Origin of the sequence: Sphingobacterium sp. UBA2610 (assembly GCF_002339225.1) — a bacterium.
Lineage (GTDB): Bacteria > Bacteroidota > Bacteroidia > Sphingobacteriales > Sphingobacteriaceae > Sphingobacterium > Sphingobacterium multivorum.
Window position 1 is genome coordinate 41,160 of sequence record NZ_DDKA01000005.1, and the last position, 25,599, is coordinate 66,758.

The 25,599-nt window shown below is 37.9% G+C and carries 27 protein-coding genes and 1 tRNA gene; 13 read left to right on the forward strand and 15 right to left on the reverse strand.

Annotated elements, in window-relative coordinates; all coding sequences use genetic code 11:
- Nucleotides 1–245: 245 nt before the first annotated feature.
- Together B4Z47_RS03595 and B4Z47_RS03600 are read left to right on the forward strand one after the other, a co-directional pair.
- The gene (locus tag B4Z47_RS03595; RefSeq protein ID WP_046675105.1) at nucleotides 246–968 is read left to right on the forward strand and encodes a ferritin-like domain-containing protein; all 723 of its coding nucleotides are present in this window, start codon (nucleotides 246–248) and stop codon (nucleotides 966–968) included.
- Between the two features lie 120 nt (nucleotides 969–1,088).
- Nucleotides 1,089–1,823 (forward strand): ferritin-like domain-containing protein, encoded by a 735-nt coding sequence (locus tag B4Z47_RS03600; RefSeq protein WP_313396105.1) that lies wholly within the window; start codon nucleotides 1,089–1,091, stop codon nucleotides 1,821–1,823.
- 65 nt (nucleotides 1,824–1,888) lie between these two features.
- Here the strand turns inward: B4Z47_RS03600 and B4Z47_RS03605 are convergent, their stop codons facing one another.
- From B4Z47_RS03605 to B4Z47_RS03615, 3 genes are all read right to left on the reverse strand, one after another.
- On the reverse strand, nucleotides 1,889–2,725 hold the full coding sequence (locus B4Z47_RS03605) for an anti-sigma factor (protein ID WP_112375871.1): 837 nt from the start codon (nucleotides 2,723–2,725) through the stop codon (nucleotides 1,889–1,891).
- A 2-nt stretch (nucleotides 2,726–2,727) separates the two neighbouring features.
- Complete coding sequence (locus tag B4Z47_RS03610; RefSeq protein WP_112375870.1) at nucleotides 2,728–3,294, reverse strand: RNA polymerase sigma factor; 567 nt, start codon at nucleotides 3,292–3,294, stop codon at nucleotides 2,728–2,730.
- A 294-nt stretch (nucleotides 3,295–3,588) separates the two neighbouring features.
- Nucleotides 3,589–3,900: a hypothetical protein gene (locus tag B4Z47_RS03615; RefSeq protein WP_156167694.1), complete on the reverse strand. Its 312-nt coding sequence runs from the start codon at nucleotides 3,898–3,900 to the stop codon at nucleotides 3,589–3,591.
- A 439-nt stretch (nucleotides 3,901–4,339) separates the two neighbouring features.
- Here B4Z47_RS03615 and B4Z47_RS03620 point away from each other — a divergent pair, with 439 nt between their 5' ends.
- The 4 genes from B4Z47_RS03620 to B4Z47_RS03635 all read left to right on the forward strand — a co-directional run bounded on the left by B4Z47_RS03620 (nucleotide 4,340) and on the right by B4Z47_RS03635 (nucleotide 7,444).
- Nucleotides 4,340–5,329 carry a preprotein translocase subunit SecD gene (locus B4Z47_RS03620; RefSeq protein ID WP_286726833.1) on the forward strand — a complete coding sequence of 330 codons (990 nt, stop codon included), beginning with the start codon at nucleotides 4,340–4,342 and terminating at the stop codon, nucleotides 5,327–5,329.
- Between the two features lie 145 nt (nucleotides 5,330–5,474).
- Nucleotides 5,475–5,918 (forward strand): hypothetical protein, encoded by a 444-nt coding sequence (locus B4Z47_RS03625; RefSeq protein ID WP_286726834.1) that lies wholly within the window; start codon nucleotides 5,475–5,477, stop codon nucleotides 5,916–5,918.
- Nucleotides 5,919–6,424: 506 nt separating this feature from the next.
- On the forward strand, nucleotides 6,425–7,168 hold the full coding sequence (locus tag B4Z47_RS03630) for a hypothetical protein (protein WP_286726835.1): 744 nt from the start codon (nucleotides 6,425–6,427) through the stop codon (nucleotides 7,166–7,168).
- 194 nt (nucleotides 7,169–7,362) lie between these two features.
- Nucleotides 7,363–7,444: transfer RNA gene (locus B4Z47_RS03635), tRNA-Leu, on the forward strand.
- Between the two features lie 134 nt (nucleotides 7,445–7,578).
- Here the strand turns inward: B4Z47_RS03635 and B4Z47_RS03640 are convergent.
- Both B4Z47_RS03640 and B4Z47_RS03645 read right to left on the reverse strand, forming a co-directional pair.
- On the reverse strand, nucleotides 7,579–7,962 hold the full coding sequence (locus B4Z47_RS03640; RefSeq protein WP_115050136.1) for a hypothetical protein: 384 nt from the start codon (nucleotides 7,960–7,962) through the stop codon (nucleotides 7,579–7,581).
- A 239-nt stretch (nucleotides 7,963–8,201) separates the two neighbouring features.
- Nucleotides 8,202–9,170, reverse strand: a complete 969-nt coding sequence (locus B4Z47_RS03645; RefSeq protein ID WP_046675099.1) for an ROK family protein — start codon at nucleotides 9,168–9,170, stop codon at nucleotides 8,202–8,204.
- Between the two features lie 396 nt (nucleotides 9,171–9,566).
- On the opposite strand from B4Z47_RS03645, the gene B4Z47_RS03650 reads away from it, so the two are divergent.
- Entirely contained in the window at nucleotides 9,567–10,859 is a 1,293-nt protein-coding gene (locus B4Z47_RS03650; RefSeq protein WP_112375866.1) for a DUF389 domain-containing protein, read from the forward strand.
- Nucleotides 10,860–10,930: 71 nt separating this feature from the next.
- On the opposite strand, the gene B4Z47_RS03655 is transcribed toward B4Z47_RS03650, so the two are convergent.
- Nucleotides 10,931–11,623, reverse strand: coding sequence for a CPBP family intramembrane glutamic endopeptidase (locus tag B4Z47_RS03655; protein WP_070566883.1), 693 nt, complete (start codon nucleotides 11,621–11,623; stop codon nucleotides 10,931–10,933).
- A gap of 75 nt (nucleotides 11,624–11,698) precedes the next feature.
- Here B4Z47_RS03655 and B4Z47_RS03660 point away from each other — a divergent pair, with 75 nt between their 5' ends.
- Nucleotides 11,699–12,136: a helix-turn-helix domain-containing protein gene (locus B4Z47_RS03660; protein ID WP_070566885.1), complete on the forward strand. Its 438-nt coding sequence runs from the start codon at nucleotides 11,699–11,701 to the stop codon at nucleotides 12,134–12,136.
- 7 nt (nucleotides 12,137–12,143) lie between these two features.
- Here the strand turns inward: B4Z47_RS03660 and B4Z47_RS03665 are convergent, their stop codons facing one another.
- On the reverse strand, nucleotides 12,144–12,632 hold the full coding sequence (locus B4Z47_RS03665; RefSeq protein WP_070566887.1) for a hypothetical protein: 489 nt from the start codon (nucleotides 12,630–12,632) through the stop codon (nucleotides 12,144–12,146).
- 161 nt (nucleotides 12,633–12,793) lie between these two features.
- Here B4Z47_RS03665 and folE point away from each other — a divergent pair, with 161 nt between their 5' ends.
- The 3 genes from folE to B4Z47_RS03680 all read left to right on the forward strand — a co-directional run bounded on the left by folE (nucleotide 12,794) and on the right by B4Z47_RS03680 (nucleotide 17,066).
- Nucleotides 12,794–13,465, forward strand: a complete 672-nt coding sequence (gene folE, locus B4Z47_RS03670; RefSeq protein WP_070566888.1) for a GTP cyclohydrolase I FolE — start codon at nucleotides 12,794–12,796, stop codon at nucleotides 13,463–13,465.
- 66 nt (nucleotides 13,466–13,531) lie between these two features.
- The gene (locus tag B4Z47_RS03675; protein ID WP_070566891.1) at nucleotides 13,532–14,539 is read left to right on the forward strand and encodes a CobW family GTP-binding protein; all 1,008 of its coding nucleotides are present in this window, start codon (nucleotides 13,532–13,534) and stop codon (nucleotides 14,537–14,539) included.
- 487 nt (nucleotides 14,540–15,026) lie between these two features.
- Nucleotides 15,027–17,066, forward strand: coding sequence for a M13 family metallopeptidase (locus B4Z47_RS03680; RefSeq protein WP_070566893.1), 2,040 nt, complete (start codon nucleotides 15,027–15,029; stop codon nucleotides 17,064–17,066).
- Between the two features lie 6 nt (nucleotides 17,067–17,072).
- Here the strand turns inward: B4Z47_RS03680 and B4Z47_RS03685 are convergent, their stop codons facing one another.
- Nucleotides 17,073–17,198 (reverse strand): hypothetical protein, encoded by a 126-nt coding sequence (locus B4Z47_RS03685; protein ID WP_286726839.1) that lies wholly within the window; start codon nucleotides 17,196–17,198, stop codon nucleotides 17,073–17,075.
- A gap of 53 nt (nucleotides 17,199–17,251) precedes the next feature.
- Here B4Z47_RS03685 and B4Z47_RS03690 point away from each other — a divergent pair, with 53 nt between their 5' ends.
- Both B4Z47_RS03690 and B4Z47_RS03695 read left to right on the forward strand, forming a co-directional pair.
- Nucleotides 17,252–19,060, forward strand: coding sequence for a glycoside hydrolase family 2 protein (locus B4Z47_RS03690; RefSeq protein WP_083295991.1), 1,809 nt, complete (start codon nucleotides 17,252–17,254; stop codon nucleotides 19,058–19,060).
- A gap of 110 nt (nucleotides 19,061–19,170) precedes the next feature.
- Complete coding sequence (locus B4Z47_RS03695; protein WP_167450483.1) at nucleotides 19,171–19,347, forward strand: DUF6496 domain-containing protein; 177 nt, start codon at nucleotides 19,171–19,173, stop codon at nucleotides 19,345–19,347.
- Between the two features lie 58 nt (nucleotides 19,348–19,405).
- Here B4Z47_RS03695 and B4Z47_RS03700 read toward each other — a convergent pair whose 3' ends face one another.
- The 7 genes from B4Z47_RS03700 to B4Z47_RS03730 form a co-directional block, all read right to left on the reverse strand.
- Nucleotides 19,406–19,813 carry a hypothetical protein gene (locus B4Z47_RS03700; RefSeq protein WP_139145018.1) on the reverse strand — a complete coding sequence of 136 codons (408 nt, stop codon included), beginning with the start codon at nucleotides 19,811–19,813 and terminating at the stop codon, nucleotides 19,406–19,408.
- Nucleotides 19,814–19,979: 166 nt separating this feature from the next.
- On the reverse strand, nucleotides 19,980–20,594 hold the full coding sequence (locus B4Z47_RS03705; RefSeq protein WP_046675093.1) for a DUF417 family protein: 615 nt from the start codon (nucleotides 20,592–20,594) through the stop codon (nucleotides 19,980–19,982).
- A 67-nt stretch (nucleotides 20,595–20,661) separates the two neighbouring features.
- Nucleotides 20,662–21,501 carry a helix-turn-helix domain-containing protein gene (locus tag B4Z47_RS03710; protein WP_286726840.1) on the reverse strand — a complete coding sequence of 280 codons (840 nt, stop codon included), beginning with the start codon at nucleotides 21,499–21,501 and terminating at the stop codon, nucleotides 20,662–20,664.
- 32 nt (nucleotides 21,502–21,533) lie between these two features.
- Nucleotides 21,534–22,268: a YoaK family protein gene (locus tag B4Z47_RS03715; RefSeq protein ID WP_070566898.1), complete on the reverse strand. Its 735-nt coding sequence runs from the start codon at nucleotides 22,266–22,268 to the stop codon at nucleotides 21,534–21,536.
- 49 nt (nucleotides 22,269–22,317) lie between these two features.
- Nucleotides 22,318–23,130: a glycoside hydrolase family 16 protein gene (locus tag B4Z47_RS03720; protein ID WP_070566900.1), complete on the reverse strand. Its 813-nt coding sequence runs from the start codon at nucleotides 23,128–23,130 to the stop codon at nucleotides 22,318–22,320.
- Nucleotides 23,131–23,327: 197 nt separating this feature from the next.
- On the reverse strand, nucleotides 23,328–24,179 hold the full coding sequence (locus B4Z47_RS03725; RefSeq protein WP_070566902.1) for a universal stress protein: 852 nt from the start codon (nucleotides 24,177–24,179) through the stop codon (nucleotides 23,328–23,330).
- 227 nt (nucleotides 24,180–24,406) lie between these two features.
- Complete coding sequence (locus B4Z47_RS03730) at nucleotides 24,407–25,432, reverse strand: NAD(P)-dependent alcohol dehydrogenase (RefSeq protein ID WP_070566904.1); 1,026 nt, start codon at nucleotides 25,430–25,432, stop codon at nucleotides 24,407–24,409.
- Between the last annotated feature and the right edge of the window lie 167 nt (nucleotides 25,433–25,599).

Here is a 25,599-nt window from a genome sequence, read left to right on the forward strand (position 1 = left end):
TAAAATATAATCATGAACACCGCTGTGTTAAAATAGTTTTAAATAAAAAACAAACTATTAGATTAAAAGATCACCGATAATAAGCGCCGTGCTGCCTTCGGTTCCCAAAAGGGAGAAGATTATATCGGTTTTTCAATGCCAAAAATATATTTTAAAAAAAAAAGAATTTATGAAATCCAAGCTTTCCAAAAAGTCGTAAATGGGTATAAGTACAGAAAAAAATTATAAACTAAAAGACTTTTGTTATGGAAAAGATAACCTCCCACAACGAAACACTATTGAACTCCAATAGTGACATGGACAAAAGAGATCTCAGACGAAGAGATTTTTTAAAATATGCAGGAGCCAGTGCTGCTACATTAGCCATCCTGGGTATGTCGAGTTGCAAAAAAGACCACGATGATGGCATGGATAACGGTGGTAAGGGCATGTACTTTGGTAGCGGCGACATTGCCATCCTAAATTATGCCTATGCACTTGAACAACTTGAAGCTGCATTTTATATCCAGCTAGTCAACAACCCCTATAGTGGCATGACGGACATGGAAAAAACTTTTTTTACGGATATCCGTGATCATGAAATTGCTCATCGTGAGTTTTTCAAGGTAGCCCTAGGGGCCAAAGCCATTTCAAGTCTTGAATTTAATTTAGGCGGTATCAATTTCAGCAGTCGCGAAACGGTACTGGCAACAGCAAAAACATTTGAAGATCTTGGCGTTTCGGCCTACAATGGTGCTGGATGGTTAATAAAAGATGTCAATTATTTACTGTTGGCTGGCAAGATCGTGTCTGTTGAAGCTAGACATGCCGCCTGGGTCAGGGATATGATCGACAATGGTAGCTTTGCCAATCAGGAAGTAGTGGATTCAAATGGTCTTGATGTCGCAAAGAGTCCAAGCGTTGTCCTTAGTGCCGCAGCGCCATTTATTAAATCCAAGATTGATGTGAGCGATCTACCAACTTATTAATTCACCTAAAAACTGATTATCATGAATCTCTTAAACGTTTTTGAACAAATAAATGCTGTAGATCCTGAATTCAGCGATCGCATCAGCCCTCGTCGCGAAGCAATTAAAAGTTTGGCTTCAATGAGCAAAAAAATAACTTTGGCTGCCCTGCCCTTTATGATAGGTGAGCTCTTTAAAAAAGCTTATGGTGCTACGGCTCCCACAGATGTCAATGGAGTACTCAACTATGCGTTGACTTTGGAATATCTCGAAGCAGAATACTACACTATGGCTGTTGCCAAAGCAGGTCTTATCCCCACAGGTAAACCACTCGGTGCGATAACCACCATTCGTGACCATGAAATTGCACATGTGAATTTTCTTAAACAGGTATTAGGCAATAAAGCTGTTTCAAAGCCAACCTTTGATTTCACCGCTGGGGGGACTTTCGGCAATGTTTTCAGTGACTACGACACATTTTTAGCTATCGCACAAGCATTTGAAGACACCGGGGTAAGAGCTTATAAAGGGCAAGCGGGAATTTTACTCGGCAATCGTGTTGTACTGACTGCGGCGCTTCAGATCCATTCTGTTGAGGCACGACATGCCTCTCATATCCGCCAAATGCGTCGTGCTCGCGGAGGTGGAGCTGCCAATCAAAAACCTTGGATTACAGGAAGTAACGACAGTGATATTGGCGCAGTTGTCGATCCGGTATATGCAGGCGAAAATAATATAACACAAGCGGGAGTGGATATTACAACATTGGCAGGTGCCATGGGGAAAATTTCGACCAATGCAGCAACCCAGTCTTTCGATGAACCTCTAACTGCAGAAGCTGTACTTAATATTGCAGGTCTTTTTATAAAATCCTAACAAAAGACGTAGTTTACCTGTTTTTAGCATGTCCTGATCGGTTTATCCCATCAGGGCATTGTTTTTTATATACTCCCCATTACACATAATGCTGTGAGTGTCGGTACATCTTTGCCGCCTTCATCTTCGAGGGTAATAGCAAAAGCCTGGGCCTTTGGAATATCCAGCATCTTACTTGCTGTATCTCCTTTTAAGTCAAGTGGAAAAACACCGGCATTAACAGGTTTACCATCGACCATTGCCCACAGTTGATATTGCTTACCTTTGGGTGCAACAGGCATGTGCTCAATACTCAGATAAACCGTCTTTGATACTTGATCCCAGAATACCAAAGCAAGGTAATCGGGTTTAGTTTCTACCCCCTTCAGAGGGATTGTTTTTATTGCTGGATTTTGAACGAGAGCCCATTTATCCTGTAGGGTAGCAAGTTTTGCCTGCTCAGCATCAAGTAAGGACGTCGTCTGATTTAGCTTATTCGCTGTATCTTGTTTACGTTGATATAGGAAGATATTAGCACCAATACTAACGGCTAACAATAGGCTTGCAGCAATAGTCCACTTGTATGATCGAGCAACAAGCGTTTTCTTTTCGGTATCCATAACAATTACGTCGTTATGGTCCGTAGAAGAAGGTACTAATGTTTCATCAATTTTATGATCTTCGTTTGGTACTAGATTTTCTGCAATGAGTTTATTCCATATATCCTGTTTTAATTGCATAGGCATCTCTATCGCTTGGCTATCGGCCAAATCTTCGAGTGCAATCTCTGCTTCGATGATGGCTTGTTCCACTTCGCTATTATTTTTTCGAATACAATTCAAGATGCTCACTTCCTCTTCAGAAGCAAGTCCCAAAACGTACGATTCAATAATCCCCGACGATATGTATGCTCTAATATCCAAAACTAGCGGTACTCTTTTAGTAATTGTTGTAATTGTATAAAAGCTGCCCTGGTACGTGTTTTTACTGTTCCTAGCGGCACATCAAGCTGTTCAGCGATTTCTTGTTGTGTATATCCTTCATAGTAGGCCATCTCAATCAAGATTCGCCATTCCGGCTTCAATTTATCTAAAATATTTTTAAATCCAATAAAATCTGCTTTCGTGTGTTGTTCGCCCTGACTTAGATCTTGTTCTTCCTCCCTATTTACGATATTTGAGAGCGGTTGGTTTTTCTGCTCGTTTACGATAGCTTTTGATTTTCGATGATCGAGGGCTGTATTGCGGGCAATGTTAATCATCCAGGTATAAAGGCGGCCTTTTTCTGCATCGAAAACATCGATATATCGCCAAATTTTGACGAATACATCTTGGATGACTTCTTCCGCATGCTCCGTTGAGACCACGATACGACAAACCACACCAAAGAGTGCATCGGCATAGTGATCATAAAGATAACTAAAAGCCTGTTGATTCTTTTTTTTCAATAAAAGAATCAATGTTTCTTCAGAAAGGTTGTGTAATGGACTCAAATTTTACGTTTATAATACGCTAAAGATGAAAATTAAAAATTTAAAAAAAAGCAGCAAAGACAAAACAAGTTAAAGTACCTATAAAACAGGTTAAAATACCTAATATAAGTTAGCCTATTTTCTGTTAATCCTCATTATTATTTATATTTTAATACGCAATGCATGATTTGCTTCCACCATATCGTACTAATTTACTCTTTTTTGTATTTCTAATTTTCAATGCTAGTTTTTCATGATTTGATTCCGGCTGGGCGGACGAATCACATTTAAATCTATTAAAATCTGTCTAAAGCTTTATTTTGTCGGGCGAATTCCCTTAGAAATTGGATTTATCGATAGCATATCACATGTCGCCAGATAAAATTCATCAATTAACTGGATAATCAAATCATCTCTTTGGTTATTAACAGCTAGTCCCACCCAATTTTTGGAGGGAAGATACTTACTCCGAGTCCATTGAACAGGCTGCACTATTTGTTTTTCTGAACGCAACCATTCTAATCCACTATCATTGAAATATATCTTTTCATTTGACAAATCCATCACGATGAAAGGTCTTTTCTTAAAATAGAAAATACTCATATCAAGATCTGCAATTACATTCATTCGAATATGTTTTTTGAGATGCATATATGCATTTATACGGGTTAGTGTTGACATCTATTTATCTTATTGGCTATAATAAAATCATCATAAATTTCCATGAACATCCAAAGCAGGCGAAGTGTTCATCAGACGAGAATCAAAGATATTCGAACCAGCGGTCTAAGTAGGGGTATATTTTGTTCTAATAGGTGGAAAAAAATGTTAATGTAAATTGAAAATACGACGGATAAAACCACTAATTTACCAAGCGCGTGAATATGTGTTAGTTTGCACCATTACAGGTTTCGGCGAATCGTAAAATGCCTGCACGGATTGTAAATACCACCATTGAACCAGTGTTGCAATGGTTTAAATTTGATAAATAACAAAAGATATGCGGAAAGAAAGTAAAAGCACGTCATTCATTAAAAAAATTCTAGGCTTAATTAGTCTTATCCTTATGGTAACAAATAGTAAAGCACAGCAAGTCACGCACTATTTTCCAAACGGAAAAGATAAGGCAAAGACCATCAGTGGACAGTATGGTGGTAATAGCGGGATTTGTCTTTTTGAAGATGGCAGATTTCTGTTATATGGTTATGCTACATCTGTTTTCGGCTCCTATGTTTTTGAAAAAGACTACCTGCTATTCTATCCAGATGAAGCCCCTTTATTTCAACTGTATGGGCGTCACAAGCCTAATTTCACAGACAGCACTTGTATCAATTTGGCAGGTTTTGAAGAAGGTAAAACCTATGTACAATTTGATAATGACAGTACACATCGGGTTTTCAATGACAAGGCAAACTGTTTCAGCCCCCCTTTTGTTCATCAGGAATCCAAACCGGTTCAATCGCTTAAATTTATTGTACAAAACCAGCTTATGGAACATGACAGTACTTATCAAGTCTTTCAGTATAGCAATGAAGAAAAATTCAATGATTTTATAGCTGTTTATAACAGACCCCAACGTGCACGTCAACATTTCAGCGCTTTCCTATATTTGGCTGAAGGGAATAAATTAGCCATCAGACTCTCCAATTACGGTGGAGAAAGAGGTTTTTTAAGAGAAAATCAAGACGGTTCAAATCAAGAACACTGGCACGAAATATTGACCATGAAGAAGGATTATGATCGGGCAAATTATATTGACCCCCTAGCAATATTTAGTAACGCATATTATACCCTATTTTATCCTGACCTCGAACAGTACGTCTTGGATACCGTCAACAATCGATATGTAAGTAAGTTTGCATCAGACAATGAGGCCTATTTTGCGGGCAATCCTGAGCAAGACGATCGATACTTAAATAAATACATCCGTCAGAATCTGTTGCTTCTGAAAGACGAACAATTCGATCCATCAAAACTGTCAATTACCAGTCTATTTTTTCCGCGCTGTGAAGAATCTGAAAAGCCAGATCATGATGAAAATGGATCACAGCAATAATCGCAAAAGCCATAGCAATGATTCAAGTGGGAGCTTAGCGCTATTAAGAGTCGAAAGATTAGCACGTTTTCTTAAATATGGCTTAATTTTGGTAGTAATGATTAGATAACTGGATAACATTTATACTAGTTTTATTTCGGTAAAGATGATGAATTATAAAACGCTTATTATTGGGCTAGGATTCTGTTCGCTAGCGGGTTGTGCAACGCAAAAGGAAAATATTGGAAATAGAACAGAGAGAGAAAGTGTATCCTTAGCTGAGGGGCAAAGAAAATCATTGCGAGAATATCCGATCAAGATCAAATTTAATGGTATTTCAGAAGATAGCCGTTGCCCTGAAGGCGTCAACTGTATCTGGTCTGGAGTTGCAGTAGCAGAAATTGAGATCGCAGAAAAAGCAACTAAACCCACGACAATAAAGCTCGCAACAATAGACCTACAGGATAGAGGTTACCAAAGAACTGCCAACACCAACGGATATACCATTTCATTACAGGATATCGCCCCTTACCCGAACAAGGAACAAGGGACACAAACGCTACGGGGTAACTACAAAATCGCTGTTATTGTACAAAAAACTGTAAAATAAGCCCGCAGCGGTTCACTATGCGCCAACAATCGTCCTATGGAAATAGTCATTGAAAAATGACCCGATTCTATTAAAGAATGACCCAATTTTTAAAAACACCAATACATATATTTTAATTATATGCATGGATACTTATTGGTTCATTCCTTGAAAAATAATACCTTTGCCAAAACCTCATTTATGAAAAAGTTTTTTAAATTTATTAAGATTACATTTTTTTCTATACTGGCTATTATTGGGCTATTATTTCTCTATTTTTTCTCTATTTTTTCATTTCCAATCGGATATTTATAGGAAATACCAACGCGGAAAATATAGCGTACCTCAAGCTTCATAAAACGGAGATTAAGGATCGTATTGTAGATTCTCTATTCGATAATAGTTTCTATAATTCGGATATTTTTTTACTCGGGGAAATTCATGGCTACGCAGACAATCAAAAGTTGGACAAAGAGCTGTTATTTTATTTGAACAAAAAGCTCGGTGTTAAATATTACATTGCTGAGATGGATAGTACAAATGCCAACAAACTAAACAGCTTTTTATCCAAGCCGCTAAAAGATAACGCCCTACTGAAAGATGTGGTTCGCTCCATTCGCAAACGTATCCCGCAACAGTCTAGTTTAGAGCTATATCAAAAATGGGTCGAAATTTATGATTATAACCGCCACCTTGCCGATTCGGCAAAAATCACTGTTATTGGCATAGAAAAAAGCTTTACAGCGGATAAATCTGACGTATCCAGGGATTCAGCTATGCTGTTAAATTTGGAAAATTATATTAAAAATCACCATATTGATGGTCAAAAACTATATGGACTATTTGGTTTTTTTCATGTTTTACAAAAAGGAAAGGATGCAACCAATGATCCTTTTGCTATACGCTTGAAAAGTAGCGGCTATAAAGTATCTAGCTTTGTTAGTTATACCATTGCTAGTGAAATGTATCTTCCAAAGAATCCTCAATTTCCAACCCCTGAAGATGAAAAAGTAGATTGGGTAAATGCAGATGGCCCACTTATGCTCGTGAAAGGCATTCAGGATCTAAAAGAATTAAGTCGACCAAATAGTATATCGTTATTTAAACTCAATGCAGCACATTCACCTTATGCAACTTCTCAAGATTTAATAACTGTAAAATCACGGCTTTTTGGCGAAAATATCATACCTGCTGAAACGAATCATACAACAGACTTCTTTCAATATGTATTTTTGTTACGAAATTCAAAGGCCTTAACAAAACTTGATTAGGACAGCAAGCATTTCATCAAAAAATTGGATAAACAAGCCGTCTGCTGATCACATGATTAAAGAAACAAGGATCCTATTGAAAAATATTCCATTCATAAACAGGATGATCCGTATTTAGGAGGAGGAATCTCGCTTATCGATTTGCAAGATAGCACTTTGGTTTTTATATTTGCGACATCATAAGAAATCCTAATGCGGAAGTGGCGTAATTGGTAGCCGCACCAGACTTAGGATCTGGCGCCGCAAGGCGTGGGGGTTCGAGTCCCTTCTTCCGCACTTATCAATATCCCAAGCTTTCAGCTTGGGATTGTTTTTTGACCAGTACTTTTTGATGCTAAGTTATCACCATTGAGGGTATAATTTCTTGAAGCAAACAGAATAGATTAGCGATAATATGTCGCGTCAAGAATTTAAGCCGCCCAGTCAAATGGTTTTGTACAAGGGTCACACTCATATTTCAACACTTTTCCTAAGCTTTTCGCTTTTTTACCTTTTTTTACGAACACATAAGCCAAGTCTACATATTCCTCTACTTCGGCCCCACTTTCATTCCGTCCTTTTACAACCACAGAATAATATTTTCCATCCGGATATGCCTTGAAATATACTTCTTGAACAGTAATCTTTTTGGGTATTTGATTATCACAACAACTACACCATAAAATAACGATGGGTTCTTTTTTAAGGTATGCAACGGCCGTTTCGGCTTGCTTTTGTGTCAAGGCCTGAAGTTGATCTGCTTTTGAGAATAAAGCTGTACACAGCAACAGAAGGAGAAAAATGGTCTTTTTCATTTGGAATAGTGTTAAGTTTAAAAGAACTTATTAGCAAAGACTATGCCTTTAGCTTCTCAAAAAAAGATAACAGTCGCTATAATAAATTAAATGGTCAGTTATTTCTCCATAAATCCCCGACAACAAGATCATATATATTCTGTGAAAGTGCCGTTGTATTTTAGCGATTTAACCAAGTTGTTCTCAAAACACAACAGTCCCGATAAGCGGTAATTCTGCCTTGAGAACAAACCAATATATTATTTTTCCCAGACCAATGCGCTTGCACCAAGAATAGCAGCATCAGCCTCTTCCAATTCACTAAAGACCAGTTTAACTTTGTTTCTAAACAAAGGAAAAAGGTTTCTTTCCATATGGAGTTTCGCGGGTTTTAAGATAAAATCACCGGCCTTAATTACTCCTCCAAAAAGTAGAATTGCTTCAGGAGAAGAAAACATCACAAAATTTGCTAATGCTTCACCCAGTTTCTGCCCAGTATACCTAAATACCTCAATGGCTATCGCATCCCCTTTGAGCGCACATTCATGAACTGTCTTCGAATTGATCGCGTCCTCAGGGAATTGATTCAACATCGATTCCGGAAATTCGGCCCGCATTTTCTTGGCTGTAATGGTGATCCCTGTAGCAGATGCATAAGCCTCTAAACTTCCTTCAGAACCCGTACTCCAATGTTTTCGTCCTCCTGGTTTGACAATGGTATGGCCCAATTCGCCAGCAAAGCCATCGTGTCCATAAATAAGCTTCCCTCCGGCCACTATGCCGCTTCCTACGCCCGTGCCTAAGGTAATCATAATAAAATCTTTCATGCCGCGTGCCGCACCAAAAAGCATTTCACCATAAGCAGCGGCATTTGCATCATTGGTAATGGTGCAGGGAATCTTAAATTTGGCCGTCATTAAATCGCTAAATCGAATCACACCTTTCCAAGGGAGATTGGGAGCGTGGTCTATTGTCCCAGTGTAATAATTAGCATCAGGCGCGCCGACACCAATTCCATCAAAGCTTTGTTCACCACCAAATGCTTCAATTAAGGGATAAGCTTTCTCGTACAACGCATCAATAAACTCTTCCACCGTTTGATAAGCATCTGTTTTTATGCTTCCTTTTTCAAGTACTTCGCCCCGATGATTGACCACACCAAATTTTGTATTGGTTCCACCGATATCTATTCCCAACGCCACGCGTTTTGATAAATCTATTAATGACATTTCTCTTCCGTGTTTCTAAGTTCTAAAATTACTAAAAGATAATATTTTATAAGGAATCAACAAAATCTTCTTCACAATTATCCATAAATAGCATGCTAATCCCCTTTGAAAAGCCGATCTACCAACCACCAGATCAACCTAACTTAAAAAATTTAAATGTGCTAAATACCCGATAAATATGAGGTAAAATAAAGTATCAGCAACCTAAAGCAGACAACGATATCTGCCGGTCACCCGGGATTTCAGCCAAATGAAAAATGGATTTCACGTTATTAACGAGTGTTTTTGTCCGTAAAGACTTTGTATAGCAGAATTACGACAGAGGACTAAAATCGGCATAATTTTAGCGTCTTAATAATTGCTGAATAATTGCTGAGCCGCTATATTAATACGCTAATGAATAAAATATTGAGATTTTTCGATCTACATCAGGGAGAAGACCGAAAGGAGGCTGTTCTAGAAAATGTTGTGAGCAATATCTCTTTTCGCGGTGCTAATGCATGGATTCTAGCATGTGCAATTGTGGTTGCATCTGTAGGGCTAAATGTAAATTCTACAGCGGTAATTATCGGTGCTATGCTTATATCTCCATTAATGGGCCCGATTGTTGGAGCTGGATTTGCGTTGGGGACATTTGATTTTCCCCTCTTAAAAAAATCATTAAAAAATCTATTGATAGCAACTTTAATAAGCTTAGTTGTTTCTTATATTTATTTTCTTTTAAGCCCCTTCAAGGAAGCGCAATCCGAATTATTAGCGCGTACATCGCCCAATATCTATGACGTAATGATTGCACTATTTGGTGGTTTAGTAGGGGTTATCGCTATTACTAGGGTAGACAAAGGTAATCCTATTCCTGGCGTTGCCATAGCAACAGCCTTGATGCCCCCACTTTGTACTGCAGGCTACGGATTAGCTATCGGTAATCTCAGTTATTTTGCGGGTGCTTTATTTCTATACATCATCAATTGTGTTTTTATCTGCATTGCTACATTTATCATTGTCAAATATTTGCGTTACCCCAAAACTCATTATATCGATAAAAAACGCGAAAAAAGAATTACTCAAAGTATTACCATCATCACGATTATTCTTGTATTGCCAAGTGTCTATTTTGCATACAATCTACTGCAAGAAAAAAAATACACCAGCAAGGTAAACCAATTTGTTCAACAGGAACTCAGCAACAAAGGTTACACCGTTATCTATGAAAAGCTGGAGATGAATAGTAATCCAAAGAAACTTGAACTTGCCTTTTTATCAAAAAAATTCAGTGACAAAGAGGTAGAATCTTTACAGCGTGTAATGGAATCATTTGGTATTACCAATACTAACCTTGTCATTCATCAGGATAGTTTAGATTTAAAATCGAGTATTCTAAGCGAAATAGACAGACGTACAGCAGCTGTAAGTGAAAAGGATCTCACGATACGCGCCCTAAATAATGAATTAGCGAAATACCAGTTGGCCAGTCCGCAACTTGATCGCGATATCGCTGTATTATTCCCCGAACTGAATTCCTATAGCATTGGTGTCCAACAACATTATGCAAAGGCCGATAGCGTCGCCAGGATCGTAGCATTTATATACGCTACCAAGACCCCACTTCCATTAGCGCAACACGAAAAATTACAACAATGGTTGCAAAATCATTTTCCTAAAGATAGTGTAGCGATTATTAGTCAATAGTAGGCAATCCATCGGAAAATATATTTTTAATAGCATCTGCTCAACAAGCAAGTAATGGAAAAATTAAAAGATCAGGACCAGCCATTCGTGTTTTTTAACGATTTAAGGAAAATATAACACAATACTGGAAAGCCTACATAGTAAATAACGACAATGAACAGCGGAAATATTCCTTCAGGTCTAACCGGATCGACGGCATGAGCTTTTACCAAAAGTTGCAATCCAATATTTTTTTCCTTTGAGAATACGACCATTGTTGTGAAATTATAAGCAAAATGCAAAGCAATTGGAAATATTATTTTACCTGTTTTTATACATATACGTGCTAGTAAATAACCAAATACACCCGTCGACATAAGAACTCTTGACATTTCAAACACATGTCCGATTACGCCATATGAAAACCAGTGATAAACTCCAAAAGCTATGGCTGTTATGAATGCAGCTTTTGTCTTCCCAAAGCGACTGACTAGCATATACAATAGAGCTCCTCTAAAGATCAATTCTTCAAATATAATTGCTTTTGATACATAATAAAGACTTCGAAAAAAATCTCCAAGTGTATACTCTGGGTTAAATTTATAAGGATTTTCTACCAAATAGGCTATTCCCAAATAGAGGATAACCAAATAAAACATTGGTACAACCAAACTTAAAAATAACAGTTTGCCTTTCGCATAAAAGCCCAACACCCTAAGATCCTGGTGACAGAAGTGTTTTAGTAAAAACCAAGAAACCAACAATTCAATAACAATAGCAATCATACTTTTTTTCTACAAAGCTATGGCCTTAAATCATTTAATTTTACGACATTTGAATACGTCGCAAAATGCCGTAAGATGACCAATAAATCAAGTAAAGAAAAAATTGCACTTCTGATCAAAAATGCACGTATAAACCGAGGCTACTCACAACAGCAACTTGCTGATCTGGTCAAGCTTAATCTGCGATCCGTACAGCGTATTGAAAATGCTGAAGTCCTTCCAAGGGCCTATAACCTAAATCTTATAGCAAGGGAACTTGAGCTGGATATAGCAGTACTGAAAGAGGAAAGCAATATTTCAGATACAGCAGAACCTGACCAAATCAATAATACATTTAATAAACCTCGAAAACTCATACTAAGTATCGGTATCGGATTGATTGGTATTTTATTAATAGCCGCCTTTCTATCACAATCAAGTGGTTTCCCGGAAACGAGCTTTGAACTGTTTTTGTTGCTTGCTTTGGTTGTTGTGGTTTATGGGATCATACTTTGGACCATTTGGCGTAGTTAACAATCTACTACTTTACGATAGATGCATCTTGTATAAAAATTTCAACCCGAGTCCTGTCTTTTTCGTTAAGCTTGACATATCCTTTTAAAGTAATAGGGTTCTCCTTCAACCAAATTTTATCGTTGTTAGCCAACGTAATCTCTACCATCGGTGGAATTCCATTTTGCCCACAAAACATGCATTGTAAAACAGGTAAAACGGACAATAGGAACCTGTTATGTCGGAGACCTGTCTTGAGCGGCACCATATACCCCTGAAGTTCCACCTTCATGCCATCCATTTTTGCAAGCTTACTGGGAAAAAATGGCGTGTATATCGTTTTCCCATTTTTCTTGTTCACTTTATACAACATGGTATCAAAGGTTTTCCAAACTTCATTCATGAGTGGCTTATGGTCTGCTAAATGCTGAGATTCCAACCCCGTTTGTGCCAAGACTGAATAACACTCTCCACCTAAAAAAATGAATAAAAAAACAAGAGTAAATTTCTTAAACATAGCCTATTAAAGATGTGACAATCAAATATAGTGAAAAAACATTACATGCAACTAAATTGCATTTACTACTTTTTCACTATATTTATAAAAATAAGTTAACAACTCCTAATTGCAGGAGCCTTCGTATATCTAATCAGCGTACACTAACAAAGGAATTATTTATGAACACATCATTAAAAAGAGACATCTCCTCCCCCATCGAAAATCTAGGCGATCTTCATATCATGACTTCGATTGATACACCTATGCGACATGATGCATTTACACGAACCGACAGCGAGAAAATTAAAAAGATCGCGCAGCTTTTTCAGGATATCATGCATGAACTAGGCCTTGACCTCCAGGATGATAGTCTCAGTGGAACCTCCTATCGTGTGGCTAAAATGTATATCAATGAATTGTTCTATGGCCTCAATCCAGCCAATAAGCCCCAACTTTCCACATTCGAAAATCGATATGGTTACAACAAACTATTGGTTGAGAAAAATATACGTGTAAATTCAGCCTGCGAGCATCATTTTCTGCCAATTGTGGGGCGAGCGCACATTGGTTATGTAGCAAAGAAAAAAGTAATCGGATTATCAAAGATAAATCGTGTAGTAGATTATTACGCACACCGCCCACAGGTACAGGAACGGCTTACGTTACAGATTTTTAATGAACTTAAATCGACCTTAGAAACGGATGATATTATTGTGCTCATTGACGCAGATCATCTCTGTGTATCAGCACGGGTAGTTAAAGATACGACCAGTAGTACAACTACCATGGAGTATAGTGGGATATTCGCATCGGAAAGTCAAAGAAATGACTTCTTTAATTTATTGAAATAAGATACCATATGGAATAATTTTCCATGTACTTCTGACAATTATAGATCGCATATTTAATCATAAAAAATGAATAAAAGTCATGCTCGCCCTGTCACGATACTGACAGGCTTTTTAGGTGCCGGAAAGACTACTTATCTAAACGCCCTAATGAAATCATATCCGAACAAACGTTTTGCTATTATCGAAAATGAAATCGGCCAACTCAACGTTGACAGCATGTTACTGACTGAAAATTACGGACAACTTGTTCCACTTCAGGAAGGCTGTCTCTGTTGTACGCTAAATGACGAGCTCTATAGTTCGCTTGAATTACTTTATAAAAAACAAGATAGTTTTGACGAGTTGGTTATCGAATGTACTGGTTTAGCCATACCGACTGCAATTATAGAGCCCTTTACGACGCACCCGATATTCCATAACTACTTCCCTTTAAAAAAAATTATTTGTCTCGTAGATGCCGCTCTTGTCGAAGATCAGATCAAGGAAAGAGATGAAGTACTCAGACAAATTATGGCGGCTGACGCCATCATCATTAATAAAACCAACGATGTACACCCAACTTATCTAGATTCGCTGTACAATTATTTAGCGAACCTAAATCCACTTGCAAAAACTTTATATTCGAAAGGAACAATGGAATTTCCTTTTGAAATAATTGAAGATATAGTGTACACAAAGAAAATAGAAACGTTTTCTTTTCTCAAAAACCTGTCCCCCAATAAGACGACAATATTAGGTCAATCGAGTTTCGGAAAATCACATCTCAAAGATATTTCGACACGAATCTACACCTTTGCCGAAGAGTTTAATTTCGTCAATTTATTCCTTGGTTTGAGCAAGCTTGTCGGAAAATATACAAACAGAATCTACAGGGTAAAAGGAATCGCATTTAAAAAAAATAGCGACAAAAAAATCATTATTCAAGCTGTAGGTTCTCGTATCGAAATGAGTTATGGCAGCCAATGGAAACAGGAGGATAAAAAGTTGAATACGATGGTTTTTATCGGGAAAGAACTGGACAGTCTGTATATAGAGCGCCTTCTCACAAGGCTACTGGAAAATCATTCCAATTAATAAGAGGTAAATACCATCATCGATGTACGATGTCTTAGAATTGCTGCGCTCGATAGTGAATTCGCGCACGGCTTTTCTAAATTCCACTGTGGAAGCTTTAAGGTGATTATTTATCTATCAATTTATGTAGATTTATATTTCAGCCGCGCTCCAAAGAAATGCAATCATTTCCTGACGAACCAGCATACGATACTTGCATTCGGAAAGAAATTTGGATTCTATTGAGGTAGCAGTTAACAGATCGCATTAAAAATCATAGGTCAATGTATAATAAAATTATAGATTATGCACAGATTTACTTGTTGCTGAATTAGAATTTTCCGTCATTTGTGTAAATGATTTTTTAGCTTTAAAAAAATCACAGCTAATTATTGACATGGCTGCTACAAATCGAATTACACGGAGCAAATAACATAACCTATTTTATCCGTAATTTGTGCGTACTCCCAGATTGAATTATTGAAAATCATACAACATTAAAACAACAATGAAAAAATTAACACTCGCCCTAATTTTCTTGGCTGGAGTCTACACACAGCATGCGGAAGCACAGACAGCAGGTACAGTACCCGACAAAGGACTTGATCTGAGCTTAATGGACAAATCTGTACGTCCACAGGATGACTTTTACAACTACGTAAGCGGAACCTGGATGAAAACGGCTAAAATTCCTTCCGACAAACCCACTTGGGGAAGCTTCAATAAATTGGCAGAAGATACGGACAACAATTCGATGAAAATTCTGAACTCACTTTTAAAAGATAAATTTCCTGAAGGAAGTGAGGGCAAAAAAATACAGGACTTGTACGCCTCCTATATGAACTTGCAGAAGAGAAATGCCGATGGGATTAAGCCCATCCAGGGAAATCTAAGCAAAATCGATGCGATAAAGAACCTAAAAGATCTTCAGAATTATTTAACTTCCGTAACCAAAGAAGGTGAGAATAATTTCTACGGCTGGGGGGTCGGTGCTGATTTAAAAGACTCTAAAATGAACGCGGTTTATTTAGGAGAAGCGTCCTTAGGTTTGGGAAGAGATTATTATCAAAAAGAAAATGAAAAAAATACCGAAGCAATTGCGGAATACCAAAAGTATGTAGCTTCCATGTTAAAGGAATTGGGGTATAAAAATGCTGAAACTGCTGCAAAAGGGATTGTTGACTACGAAAAAAGCATTGCAAAAACCTACCTGACCAATGAACAAAGCCGGGATAATACATTACAATACAACCCGCAGACTTTGGCTGAGCTATCTGCTCTAGTCAAAAATGTAAATCTACCTGAGTACCTCAAAAAAGTTGGCGTCAATACAGAAAAAGTAATCATCGGAGAATTAGGTTATTATAAGAACTTTGACAAATTGGTCAGCAACCAGAACCTTCCTGTCATTAAAGATTACCTTAAGTTTCATCTTATTAATGGAAGTGCCTCTTATTTGAGTGAAGAACTGGGAGATATGCGATTTGCTTTTTATGGGAAATATTTAAGAGGCCAGCAAGAGCAAAGAGCACTAAACAAAAGAGGATTTGAACTTATCAACTCCACTTTAGGGGAAGCTTTTGGGAAGTTATATGTTGAAAAATATTTTCCTGCAGAAGCCAAAACGCAAATGGTGGAATTAATTGACTATTTAAAGAAAAGTTTCGCACTTCATATCAATGATTTAACATGGATGTCCTCTGTCACCAAAGTTAAAGCGCTTGAAAAACTAAATAAATTTACCGTAAAAGTTGCCTATCCTGACAAATGGAAGGACTATTCTAAATTAAATATTCTATCGGAAAACAAAGGTGGAAACCTGTATGCTAACTTGCAAAGTATCACCACATGGCGATATGAAAGAGATTTGGCGAAAATCGGAAAAGCAGTAGACAAATCAGAATGGGGAATGACTCCACAAACAGTAAATGCCTATTACAATCCTGTAAACAATGAGATCGTGTTTCCAGCAGCAATTCTCCAACCTCCATTTTTCAATCCACAAGCTGACGCCGCGGTTAATTTCGGTGGTATAGGTGCTGTAATTGGCCACGAAATGAGCCATGGATTTGACGATTCCGGAGCGCAATTTGATGCGGATGGAAACTTGGTCGACTGGTGGACACCAGAAGATAAAGCCAATTTTGAAAAAGCAACAAAAACACTCGCAGCTCAATACGATAAATATGAACCTGTAAAAGGCACTTTCGTCAACGGAACATTTACAAACGGTGAAAATATCGCGGATTTAGGAGGTGTAAACATTGCTTATGATGCACTTCAACTATATTTAAAAGATAAGGGAAACCCAGGTGAAATAAGTGGATACACACAAGACCAACGTTTTTTCCTAAGCTGGGCAACGGTATGGAGAACCCTATCCAATGAAAAATATATGGTCAACCAAGTTAAAACTGATCCACACTCTCCAGGATATTTCAGAAGTTTTGGTCCATTGATCAATGTTGACGCTTTTTATAAAGCTTTCGATGTTAAACAAGGTGACAAACTTTACAAAAGTCCAGAAGAGAGAATTAAAATCTGGTAATAAGCATTATACAGGAGCTGTCTCAAAAAAGGCAGCTCCTGTAATTTTCTTTAATCCAATATCTATTTCTTTTGTGAACCAACCAACCCCAATATCGAAAGCCCCACTAGTAACATTTTGTTTATAATTCACTAAATCATTTTAGTATACTTATATTCATATTCTGAAAAACCAAGAAGTATACCATGATAAAAACCAAAACCTCAATTTTTGTGCTGGCACTATCGTTCTTCGGTTGGCTTAATGCTTTGGCACAACAGCCACAGCTTTCAACCCCATGGACAGCAATAGCCAAGCAAACAGAAATCCCACTTTCCGAATATCCACGTCCCCAAATGGAAAGGAATGAATGGCTATGTCTCAACGGTAAATGGGATTATATAGGTGGAAAGGATGCTCCGAACGCACTAAATCCTGCTGTCCCAATTTCCTTTGACCACAGCCGAGAAAGCATTCTTGTCCCCTATTGTCCAGAGTCCTATTTATCCGGAATACAACGCAAACAAGAAATTAATCTGTGGTATCGTAAAAATTTCGAGCTACCTAATCATTGGAAAGGGAAAGATATTATACTCCATTTTGGTGCAGTGGATCACGATGCAACTATATTTGTAAATGGTAGAAAAGCTGGTACTCATTCAGGTGGCTACGACTCCTTCTGGATCAACATCACTGAGTTTTTAAAGGCCGGTCCAAATAACATTGTCGTCGCAGTGCATGACAAGAACGACGGTAAGTATCCTTCGGGCAAAAATGGACCTCGAGGCGACTATACATTTTCTTCTGGCATATGGCAAACTGTGTGGATGGAACCAGTAAGCAAAAACCATATACAGGGAATCAAATTGTTGCCTCAAGTAGCAGAAAAACAACTAAAAATACAGGTCACTAGCACAGCGAAGGCAAAAGTTACGGCCATCGTTTCTTCAGAGGGAAAAGAAATTTCAAAAACGGTAATTCAGTCGGGCATGGAATTTAATATCCCGGTAGAAAATCCAAAACTTTGGTCTCCTGACTCCCCCTTTTTATACGATTTAAAATTAAGTATACATGGGAAGAATGGAGAAATCATTGACGAGGTTAAGAGCTATTTTGGTATGCGTGATATTAAACTTGGTAAGGTAAACGGAATTGTAAGGCCGCTCTTGAATGACAAATTTGTGATGCAGCTCGGTCTCCTGGATCAGGGGTATTGGCCCGATGGTATTCTAACAGCACCTACGGAAGAAGCTCTCAAATATGATATCGAGTTTACCAAAAATGCTGGTTATAACCTTATTCGTAAGCATATGAAAACCGAACCCCAACGGTTCTATTATTGGGCAGATAAAATGGGACTGCTTGTGTGGCAAGATATGCCCTGCCTTTGGTATCCCGAAGAAGATACTACGATTTATCGAAAAGCATTTCGTGATGAATACAAGGCCATCGTTGACGACCACTACAACTCGCCATCCATTATCGCCTGGGTTCCTTTTAACGAAAATTGGGGCGCTTTCGATGTACGCAATATTACCGACTGGACCAAACAATATGACCCTTCACGTTTAGTGAACGGTAATTCGGGATTTAACAACAATCCATCTTACCAAAAAGCTTATGGTGACCCCGGAAATGGAGATTTTGTTGACACCCATATCTATGTTGGCCCAAAGGGTGCCTCAGAACCTGATTCGAAAAGGGCAGCTTCCCTCGGAGAGTTTGGTGGCGTAGGCTTATTTGTCCGCGGTCACATGTGGCCTGTCGAAAACAATGCCTATGCCTACGAACCCACTATAGAGGCACTCACAGACCGTTATATATTCCTAATGGATAATGTCGAACAATTGCTCCGATACAAAGGATTGAGTGTTGCTATTTATACGCAAACTACCGATGTGGAACATGAAGTCAATGGCCTATTGACTTACGACCGTAAAATACAAAAAATGGATCTTGAAAGAATAAAAGCAGTCAACCAAGCCGTGATTAAAGCTGGAAATGAATTGAATTAGCGGATACAGATGTTCGCTATTTCGCTCTCAAAGAATTTTCAAACGATTCAACTGAAACAGCTGTTCTTTTTGCAGAAGTGTTTAATAACAGATCAACGGGTAACACTATTATGGCAAAATATTCAGAAAAAGCATCTGAGAAAGTTGAAAAGACGATGCACGAAATGAAAGAAGGAAAATTAAAATCTGGTAGCGGGAAAAAGGTAACATCACGAAAACAGGCGATTGCTATCGGCCTCTCCGAAGCAAAAAAAGAAGGTGCCAAAGTACCCAAAAAAAAATCCTAGCAAGTAAACTTGCTAGGATTTTCTCTTTAGCCCAAATTATGCTTTTTCATGCGGCAATCTACAGTAGGGATTTTTTCTTGTCTGTACCATCATAAGGATCTGACAAAACATTTTGACTATCCTCGACATCTATAAAATTTTGATTTACATCTACGGGTGTATAAATATGAACACTGCTTCCATTTCTTTTTTTGAGATAATATTGAATCTTTGTTGTATCAATATTGGTCACATCTGAAGCTGTCCATATCATTTTATGACCTGCACCATCAATCGTTATTACTGTATCATTGCCACGAGCGATGATACGCTGCAGTCCCAATTCTCCTTTTCGATCACCTTCTCTTGTCAACAAATGTGTGTTACCATCTTTATCAATCATCCTGATCTGTTGATTATTGTTGCATCCAACTAAAAGGATGAAACTAAACAGAAGAAATGGAAGGGTCGTTCGTATTATTTTCATATCGTTCGTGGTATAACTCAATATAGTTTAACGACGAGACACAAAGATGCTGCCAAAATACAGCTGGCATGAAAGATACCTTCCAAAAGTTGGTGGATTTACCCCGAGTAGTGATCGCCTCCAGCAAACAACCTGCTGCTAATTCACATACAAAAACTATCTGTCTCTATTTTATATTCGTTTTTTTTATCAGACGGCTGGCACTTTCTGCTGCAATGATCAATGCTGCTGCAAGCATAATTACATCTTTCAGGACTAATCTACCGGCCGCGGATAAATAAGGAAAACCATAATTAGGTGACGGGAAATCTCCATCTAGCTTTGGCACAAACGCCTCTGGAGTTGTTATCAGGAAAGAAAGTGTAACCAATGACATAAGCACGGTACACAATGCCCCAAAAATTCCGATTTTAGGATACCAGATACCTAAAAATATCATCAGACCAATTGAAACAATTACAAAGCCAAGTATATAAGAAAAAATATAAGTTCCATTTTCTTGGTGCCATGCAATATTTTTCTTTACGACACGACCCTCCGGATTTTTAAACAACTGGTATTCCGGTATTAGCTCTCCGTTTTTATCCAACACCCGTTTTTCCGTATTATGATAAAAAAAACGCATTGCCGGACTATTAATAACAAAAGGAACTATACCATCAGCTTCATATTGAAATGCTTTTAATCCTCCAATCCATGCCATCACAATAAAAATTGAAATTCTAGCAAAGTTTGTAAAGATATATTGTGACTTTGCCAATAGCTTTATTATTTTCTCCATAACGTAGTTTGTTTAATACCATGCAAAACTAAACAATGGCTTAAATCCACAACATGGACAAATAGATCTATAACATAGACTTTTCGGCAACAATTGATAAACCGACCCGCTTCCGAAATACCTTAGGAGATACGCCTACCATCTTCTTAAAAAATCTACTGAAATAAAACTCGTCTTTGTACTGCAAATTGGCTGCTATTTCTTTAATACTTTTGGCCGTCAAATGGAGCTGTCTTTTAATTTCCAATACGAGGCGTTCCTGGATCAACTTTGAAGGGGATTTTCCCCATTTCAATTTTATTTTTTTCGTAAAAACGGCTGGACTTAAACCATAGTTCGCTGCATAAAAGGTAACTTCTTTATGCGCTTTATAATTCTTTTCCAAAAACTGCTCAAAGTCATCAATAATATCTCTATGAGCCCAATACGGTTTTTGTAGGTCGTTAAAAAGTAGCTTTTGTCTACTCGCCAGCGCTAAAATCAGCTGTAAATAGGTTCTGCTCAATGACTGATCATAGGATTCCGACGACATTTTGAGCTGATCTATTTTTTCCATGATAGTTGATATCTCATGATAAATAGCTGTTGAGAGCAACACATGAGGTTGCTGGTAGATGTTGTTGAATAGAATTCCATTACAGGCAACTTCATCTTTATGATATTCTATACAATAGAAATCGCCGTGAAATTTTAGCACACTAAAGGTACTTTTCTGCACCACATCCATCGTAAACAACTGATAGGGAGACAAAAACAAAACACTTTTAGGATCCGCATGGTATGTCACCAAATCAACCGAAAAACTCGTCGCTTTCTCAAATAAAAGAATGCAGTACAATGGTTCACTAATGTTGAATCTACCGGCAGATAATACTAATTTTTCAAACAGGATATGGGAATAGTTCATGTTATTAAGCTAAAATATGAATTTAATCGAACCTATTCATCCGGTCTTAAGCTTCGCTTCAAATGATAAAACTTAAGTAGAATATGGTCATACCATAAGGCAAATAAAAGCATACTAGCCGGTAACAATAATGTTTTCAGTTTAAAATATTGAAACATAAAGCCGCCTACAACTCCCCCAATAAAAAAGCCTCCAATAATCATCAACTTAAGAAAAATACTTTTGTGTAATTTCACTTTTTCAGCAATTTCTCTATAAAAAAGTAACTGCGAGATTTCAATACCAAGATCAGTAAACAATCCCGTCAAATGCGTCGTTCTGACAACTGATTGTGACACCTTCGTTACCAGGGCATTCTGAAGTCCCATAGCAAAAAGCAGGGCAAATGAAATTATGGTTGGTAACGTTGGCCCTGCTTTAAATAAAGCTGGGAGCAGTCCTACATTAATTAAGATAATAGACTCCATACAAATTGGAATGATATAAGCGTTATGTGATTTCTTTTTTGAAGCTAATTCTACAATAAAACCTGAAACGGTAGCTCCCATTAAAAAAAAAGCAATGTATAACAGATAAATCAAAGCCATCTTATAATTCATTAAAATCAACTGTTCTGAAAAAAATGCGAAGTGACCTGTGACATTCGTTGTTAAAGTGCTAACGGCAAGAACACCTGTAATATTGACCAAACCCGCCACACAAGATAAAATAGAGGCTAACTTTAAATTATGAATATAATTCCTTCCTCTCCCTTGATGCCTAAACATTTGAATTAATCTTTATAAATTAGAGAAAATAGATGAAAACAAGATTCATTTAAGGTTTCAGTAAATCATATACCCTGACATAATCCACCTCCATCTCTGCAGGAAATGCGCTGCTATCGACGCCTTGCACACCGCCCCAATCTCCACCAACGGCCAGATTCAATAGTAAATGAAATCTTTTATCAAATGGCCACACGCCATTGCCTTTTCCTTCATTTGGAAAACTGTAGATCTGTAAATCATCCACGAAACCACGAATATACTCGGGGGTCCAGTCTATCCGATAATTATGAAACTCCGATGTTGCCTGATCAATTCGTTTCATCACTCCTTTTTGAGTTCCGATAGAATGATTATAATCCTTTGTATGAACGGTAATATGTATTGCATTCTCGTCATAACCGACATGCTCCATGATATCTATTTCTCCCGAATGTGGCCATCCTCCGTAAACCCAATCTGTCGGTAACATCCAAGCGGCTGCCCACGTACCTTTCCCTTTCGGCACCTTGGCTCGGACTACAAATCGACCATATAGAAAATCGCCCTTGTTTTTACTCACCAGCCTAGCAGAAGTATAGTTCAACCCTTCATATTGTTCTTTTATTGCAGTAATACGTAAAACACCATTTGCAACACTTGCATTTTTCCTGTTTGCATCTGTATAGTATTGAAGTTCATGATTTCCCCAACCATTATGCAAGGAGCCTACATCATATCCCCATTTTTTTGCGTCCGGAAGACCATCGTAATCGAACTCATCACTCCAACTGGGCATTTCAGCAAACTTATATTCTCCTACATGTGTACTATCGGGACTTACGGAAAGTATTGCGATCAAAGGAAGTATCCAAAAGCTCATTATGTTTATATTTTATACAATTATTGATAAAGCTAATGAAAAATATGAATAGATTACCTCACATCGGAGACGCAATTTAAAGCTCCGTTAGTAATTATAAAATCGCGACTACTAACTTTAGTTTAATCATTTTCCCTTTACTAAAACGTGTACTATCAACCAATGGAAAGTGATAAGCAGGAGGAGATTACCCGCAATTAATATAAATTACGCTTAAAAAAGGTAGGTACAGTCAGGTTGCGATAAATTGCTTTCGTAAGATTTCGGGAAAATATACTTTTGAAAAAACTTTTAGGACTGTACGACACAAGTAAAAGATCAATAGCTTCGATTTCCACCATGTAGTCGATACAACGTGGTATAGGCATATTGTAATCTAAACGATTGACCGCATTTTTTTCCACATAATCAATTTTATTAAACGAAAATTGGGCGGATAACTTTTGTTTCCAGTCTTCAATATCTTCTTGTTTTGGAGAGATATACTTTTGTGTTACGTGCAACAGGCTGAGATTAAATTTCTCCGGTACACGTAAGGTGAAACTGTCGAGTAGATCATATTCGGACGCTTTAAAATTGCTCAGTAATGCGATATTTTGCAACCCAAATTTTTGGAAAGTGATGGGTACTGCCAAGACACCGATTGGACTCTTTTTTATCAGGGCGAAGGTATTGCTTCCCAAGACAGCTTTCTGTATCATACCTTTACCTTTAGCTCCCATGACGATAAAATGATATTCCTTTTCTTGTAGTAAGTTTAGTACCGTTTTTTCCAAGTTGCCGGCCAAACTTACGGTTTTACAGCGGAGATCAGGAAATTCATCGTCGATACGTATCTGCCAGTCCTTGAGCATGCTTTCAGCCTCTTCCTTCTGAGGCTTCAAAAACATATTCTCCATTTTCGCATGGACACTGTCTTTTATTGGGATGGTATAAGTATGCAGAAGTTCTACTGTCCAATTAAATTTTTTAGCCAGATTCGCCGCATATCGAATAGCAGTCCATGAGTTTTCAGAAAAATCGGTGAGTACGAGAATTGTTTTGTCCATAAATATTTTGCAGATAAATCAGCGCGGATTATTAGTATTACAACAGTAAAGAAGGCAGAAGGTTTTTAATAATCAATCAAAAGAGAAACTTAAAAAAAAGGTTTTCAAACGGGGAGAATGAAAACCTTAAATAACCAATTATAAACCTAAATTATGATACAACAAAGATAAGCATCAAAAAAATAAAATCCAAAATAAACTACCAAAAAGATAGACTTTTTTTTTCACTAAGGAATCAGTACAGCCCTTCCTTTGATCTTACCGTTGCGCATTCGATCATAAACTTCGTTAGCCTGATCAAGCTTAAACTGCTCAATTTCAATATGAATCTTCCTTTGCCTAGCCAAACCTACAACTTCCATAAGCTCAACCCGAGAGCCCCAATACGGGTTTGTCATACTCACACCAAAAGGAAGCCCCGACATATTGTACTGGTAGTGTCCCCCGCCTAATCCAACAATTGTCAGGTCACCATCCAAACCAACAACCTTTGTTCCTAGATCTATAGTCGATGTTGCGCCGACAAAATCAATCACTACTTTAGCTTTTTTTATGCCAGTAATCTTATTGATTTGTTCGGCTGCATTTGCATCTTTCGAATTAACCACATAGGCTGCGCCGAGTTCTTTAGCAAAGGCTAGTTTTTCTTCGGTGACATCACAGGCGATAATTGAACTCGCGCTTACTTCATTTAGTATTTGTAAGGCAACATGGCCCAAACCTCCAACTCCGATCACAACCACATACTCATCTGCTGTCAATTTGCCTATCGAACGTTTTATCGCCGAATAAGGAGTAAGTGCCGCATCCGTTAATGGCGCAGCAATAACTGGATCTAAGTCATAAATTGGGACCAGTAAACGCGAAGAAGGGACAAGCATATATTCCGCCATCCCTCCATCAAGGCCTAGCCCACCACCATAAGCCATTTCCGACTGGTGATCACAATAATTTTCCTTTGATTGCTGACAGGGTTTACAGTGCCCACAGCCCCAAGGGCCATAGACCAGTACCGCGTCTCCTTTTTTATAGTCTTTTACATCCGATCCAACTTCTTCAATCCAGCCCGCATTTTCGTGTCCCAAGGTAAATACCGTACCTACAACGGTCCCCTCATCTATAATGTGGAGATCAGAATGACAAACACCTGCACCACCAATTTTTAGTAATACTTCATCGCCCTTAGGAACGGGCTTCACAAGATCATTCACAACGCGGACATCTTTATGCCCAAAAAAACGTACTGCTTTCATATTGAAAATTTTTTGTTGACTAATAGAACTACAAATAAGAACGATATATGTTTCAACGCATATGAAGACAGCGGCAACATGTAAGTCTTATTCCAAGAAAAAGTATTGCAGTCCCCTGATCGTATTACCTAACGGGCAAGTCAAAAGTATTCATGCAATAAAGGCCG

Bases quoted from the DNA above. Each gene is read 5' to 3' on its own strand.
- B4Z47_RS03695 (WP_167450483.1), top strand. From the start codon at position 19,171: ATGGCAAAATATTCAGAAAAAGCATCTGAGAAAGTTGAAAAGACGATG.
- B4Z47_RS03720 (WP_070566900.1), bottom strand. From the start codon at position 23,130: ATGAGCTTTTGGATACTTCCTTTGATCGCAATACTTTCCGTAAGTCCC.
- B4Z47_RS03620 (WP_286726833.1), top strand. From the start codon at position 4,340: ATGGTAACAAATAGTAAAGCACAGCAAGTCACGCACTATTTTCCAAAC.
- folE (WP_070566888.1), top strand. From the start codon at position 12,794: ATGAACACATCATTAAAAAGAGACATCTCCTCCCCCATCGAAAATCTA.
- B4Z47_RS03595 (WP_046675105.1), top strand. From the start codon at position 246: ATGGAAAAGATAACCTCCCACAACGAAACACTATTGAACTCCAATAGT.
- B4Z47_RS03660 (WP_070566885.1), top strand. From the start codon at position 11,699: ATGACCAATAAATCAAGTAAAGAAAAAATTGCACTTCTGATCAAAAAT.
- B4Z47_RS03700 (WP_139145018.1), bottom strand. From the start codon at position 19,813: ATGAAAATAATACGAACGACCCTTCCATTTCTTCTGTTTAGTTTCATC.
- B4Z47_RS03730 (WP_070566904.1), bottom strand. From the start codon at position 25,432: ATGAAAGCAGTACGTTTTTTTGGGCATAAAGATGTCCGCGTTGTGAAT.
- B4Z47_RS03675 (WP_070566891.1), top strand. From the start codon at position 13,532: ATGAATAAAAGTCATGCTCGCCCTGTCACGATACTGACAGGCTTTTTA.
- B4Z47_RS03665 (WP_070566887.1), bottom strand. From the start codon at position 12,632: ATGTTTAAGAAATTTACTCTTGTTTTTTTATTCATTTTTTTAGGTGGA.
- B4Z47_RS03710 (WP_286726840.1), bottom strand. From the start codon at position 21,501: ATGAACTATTCCCATATCCTGTTTGAAAAATTAGTATTATCTGCCGGT.
- B4Z47_RS03705 (WP_046675093.1), bottom strand. From the start codon at position 20,594: ATGGAGAAAATAATAAAGCTATTGGCAAAGTCACAATATATCTTTACA.
- B4Z47_RS03600 (WP_313396105.1), top strand. From the start codon at position 1,089: ATGAGCAAAAAAATAACTTTGGCTGCCCTGCCCTTTATGATAGGTGAG.
- B4Z47_RS03715 (WP_070566898.1), bottom strand. From the start codon at position 22,268: ATGTTTAGGCATCAAGGGAGAGGAAGGAATTATATTCATAATTTAAAG.
- B4Z47_RS03640 (WP_115050136.1), bottom strand. From the start codon at position 7,962: ATGAAAAAGACCATTTTTCTCCTTCTGTTGCTGTGTACAGCTTTATTC.
- B4Z47_RS03650 (WP_112375866.1), top strand. From the start codon at position 9,567: ATGAATAAAATATTGAGATTTTTCGATCTACATCAGGGAGAAGACCGA.
- B4Z47_RS03630 (WP_286726835.1), top strand. From the start codon at position 6,425: ATGGATAGTACAAATGCCAACAAACTAAACAGCTTTTTATCCAAGCCG.
- B4Z47_RS03725 (WP_070566902.1), bottom strand. From the start codon at position 24,179: ATGGACAAAACAATTCTCGTACTCACCGATTTTTCTGAAAACTCATGG.
- B4Z47_RS03680 (WP_070566893.1), top strand. From the start codon at position 15,027: ATGAAAAAATTAACACTCGCCCTAATTTTCTTGGCTGGAGTCTACACA.
- B4Z47_RS03655 (WP_070566883.1), bottom strand. From the start codon at position 11,623: ATGATTGCTATTGTTATTGAATTGTTGGTTTCTTGGTTTTTACTAAAA.
- B4Z47_RS03645 (WP_046675099.1), bottom strand. From the start codon at position 9,170: ATGTCATTAATAGATTTATCAAAACGCGTGGCGTTGGGAATAGATATC.
- B4Z47_RS03625 (WP_286726834.1), top strand. From the start codon at position 5,475: ATGATGAATTATAAAACGCTTATTATTGGGCTAGGATTCTGTTCGCTA.
- B4Z47_RS03615 (WP_156167694.1), bottom strand. From the start codon at position 3,900: ATGAATGTAATTGCAGATCTTGATATGAGTATTTTCTATTTTAAGAAA.
- B4Z47_RS03690 (WP_083295991.1), top strand. From the start codon at position 17,252: ATGATAAAAACCAAAACCTCAATTTTTGTGCTGGCACTATCGTTCTTC.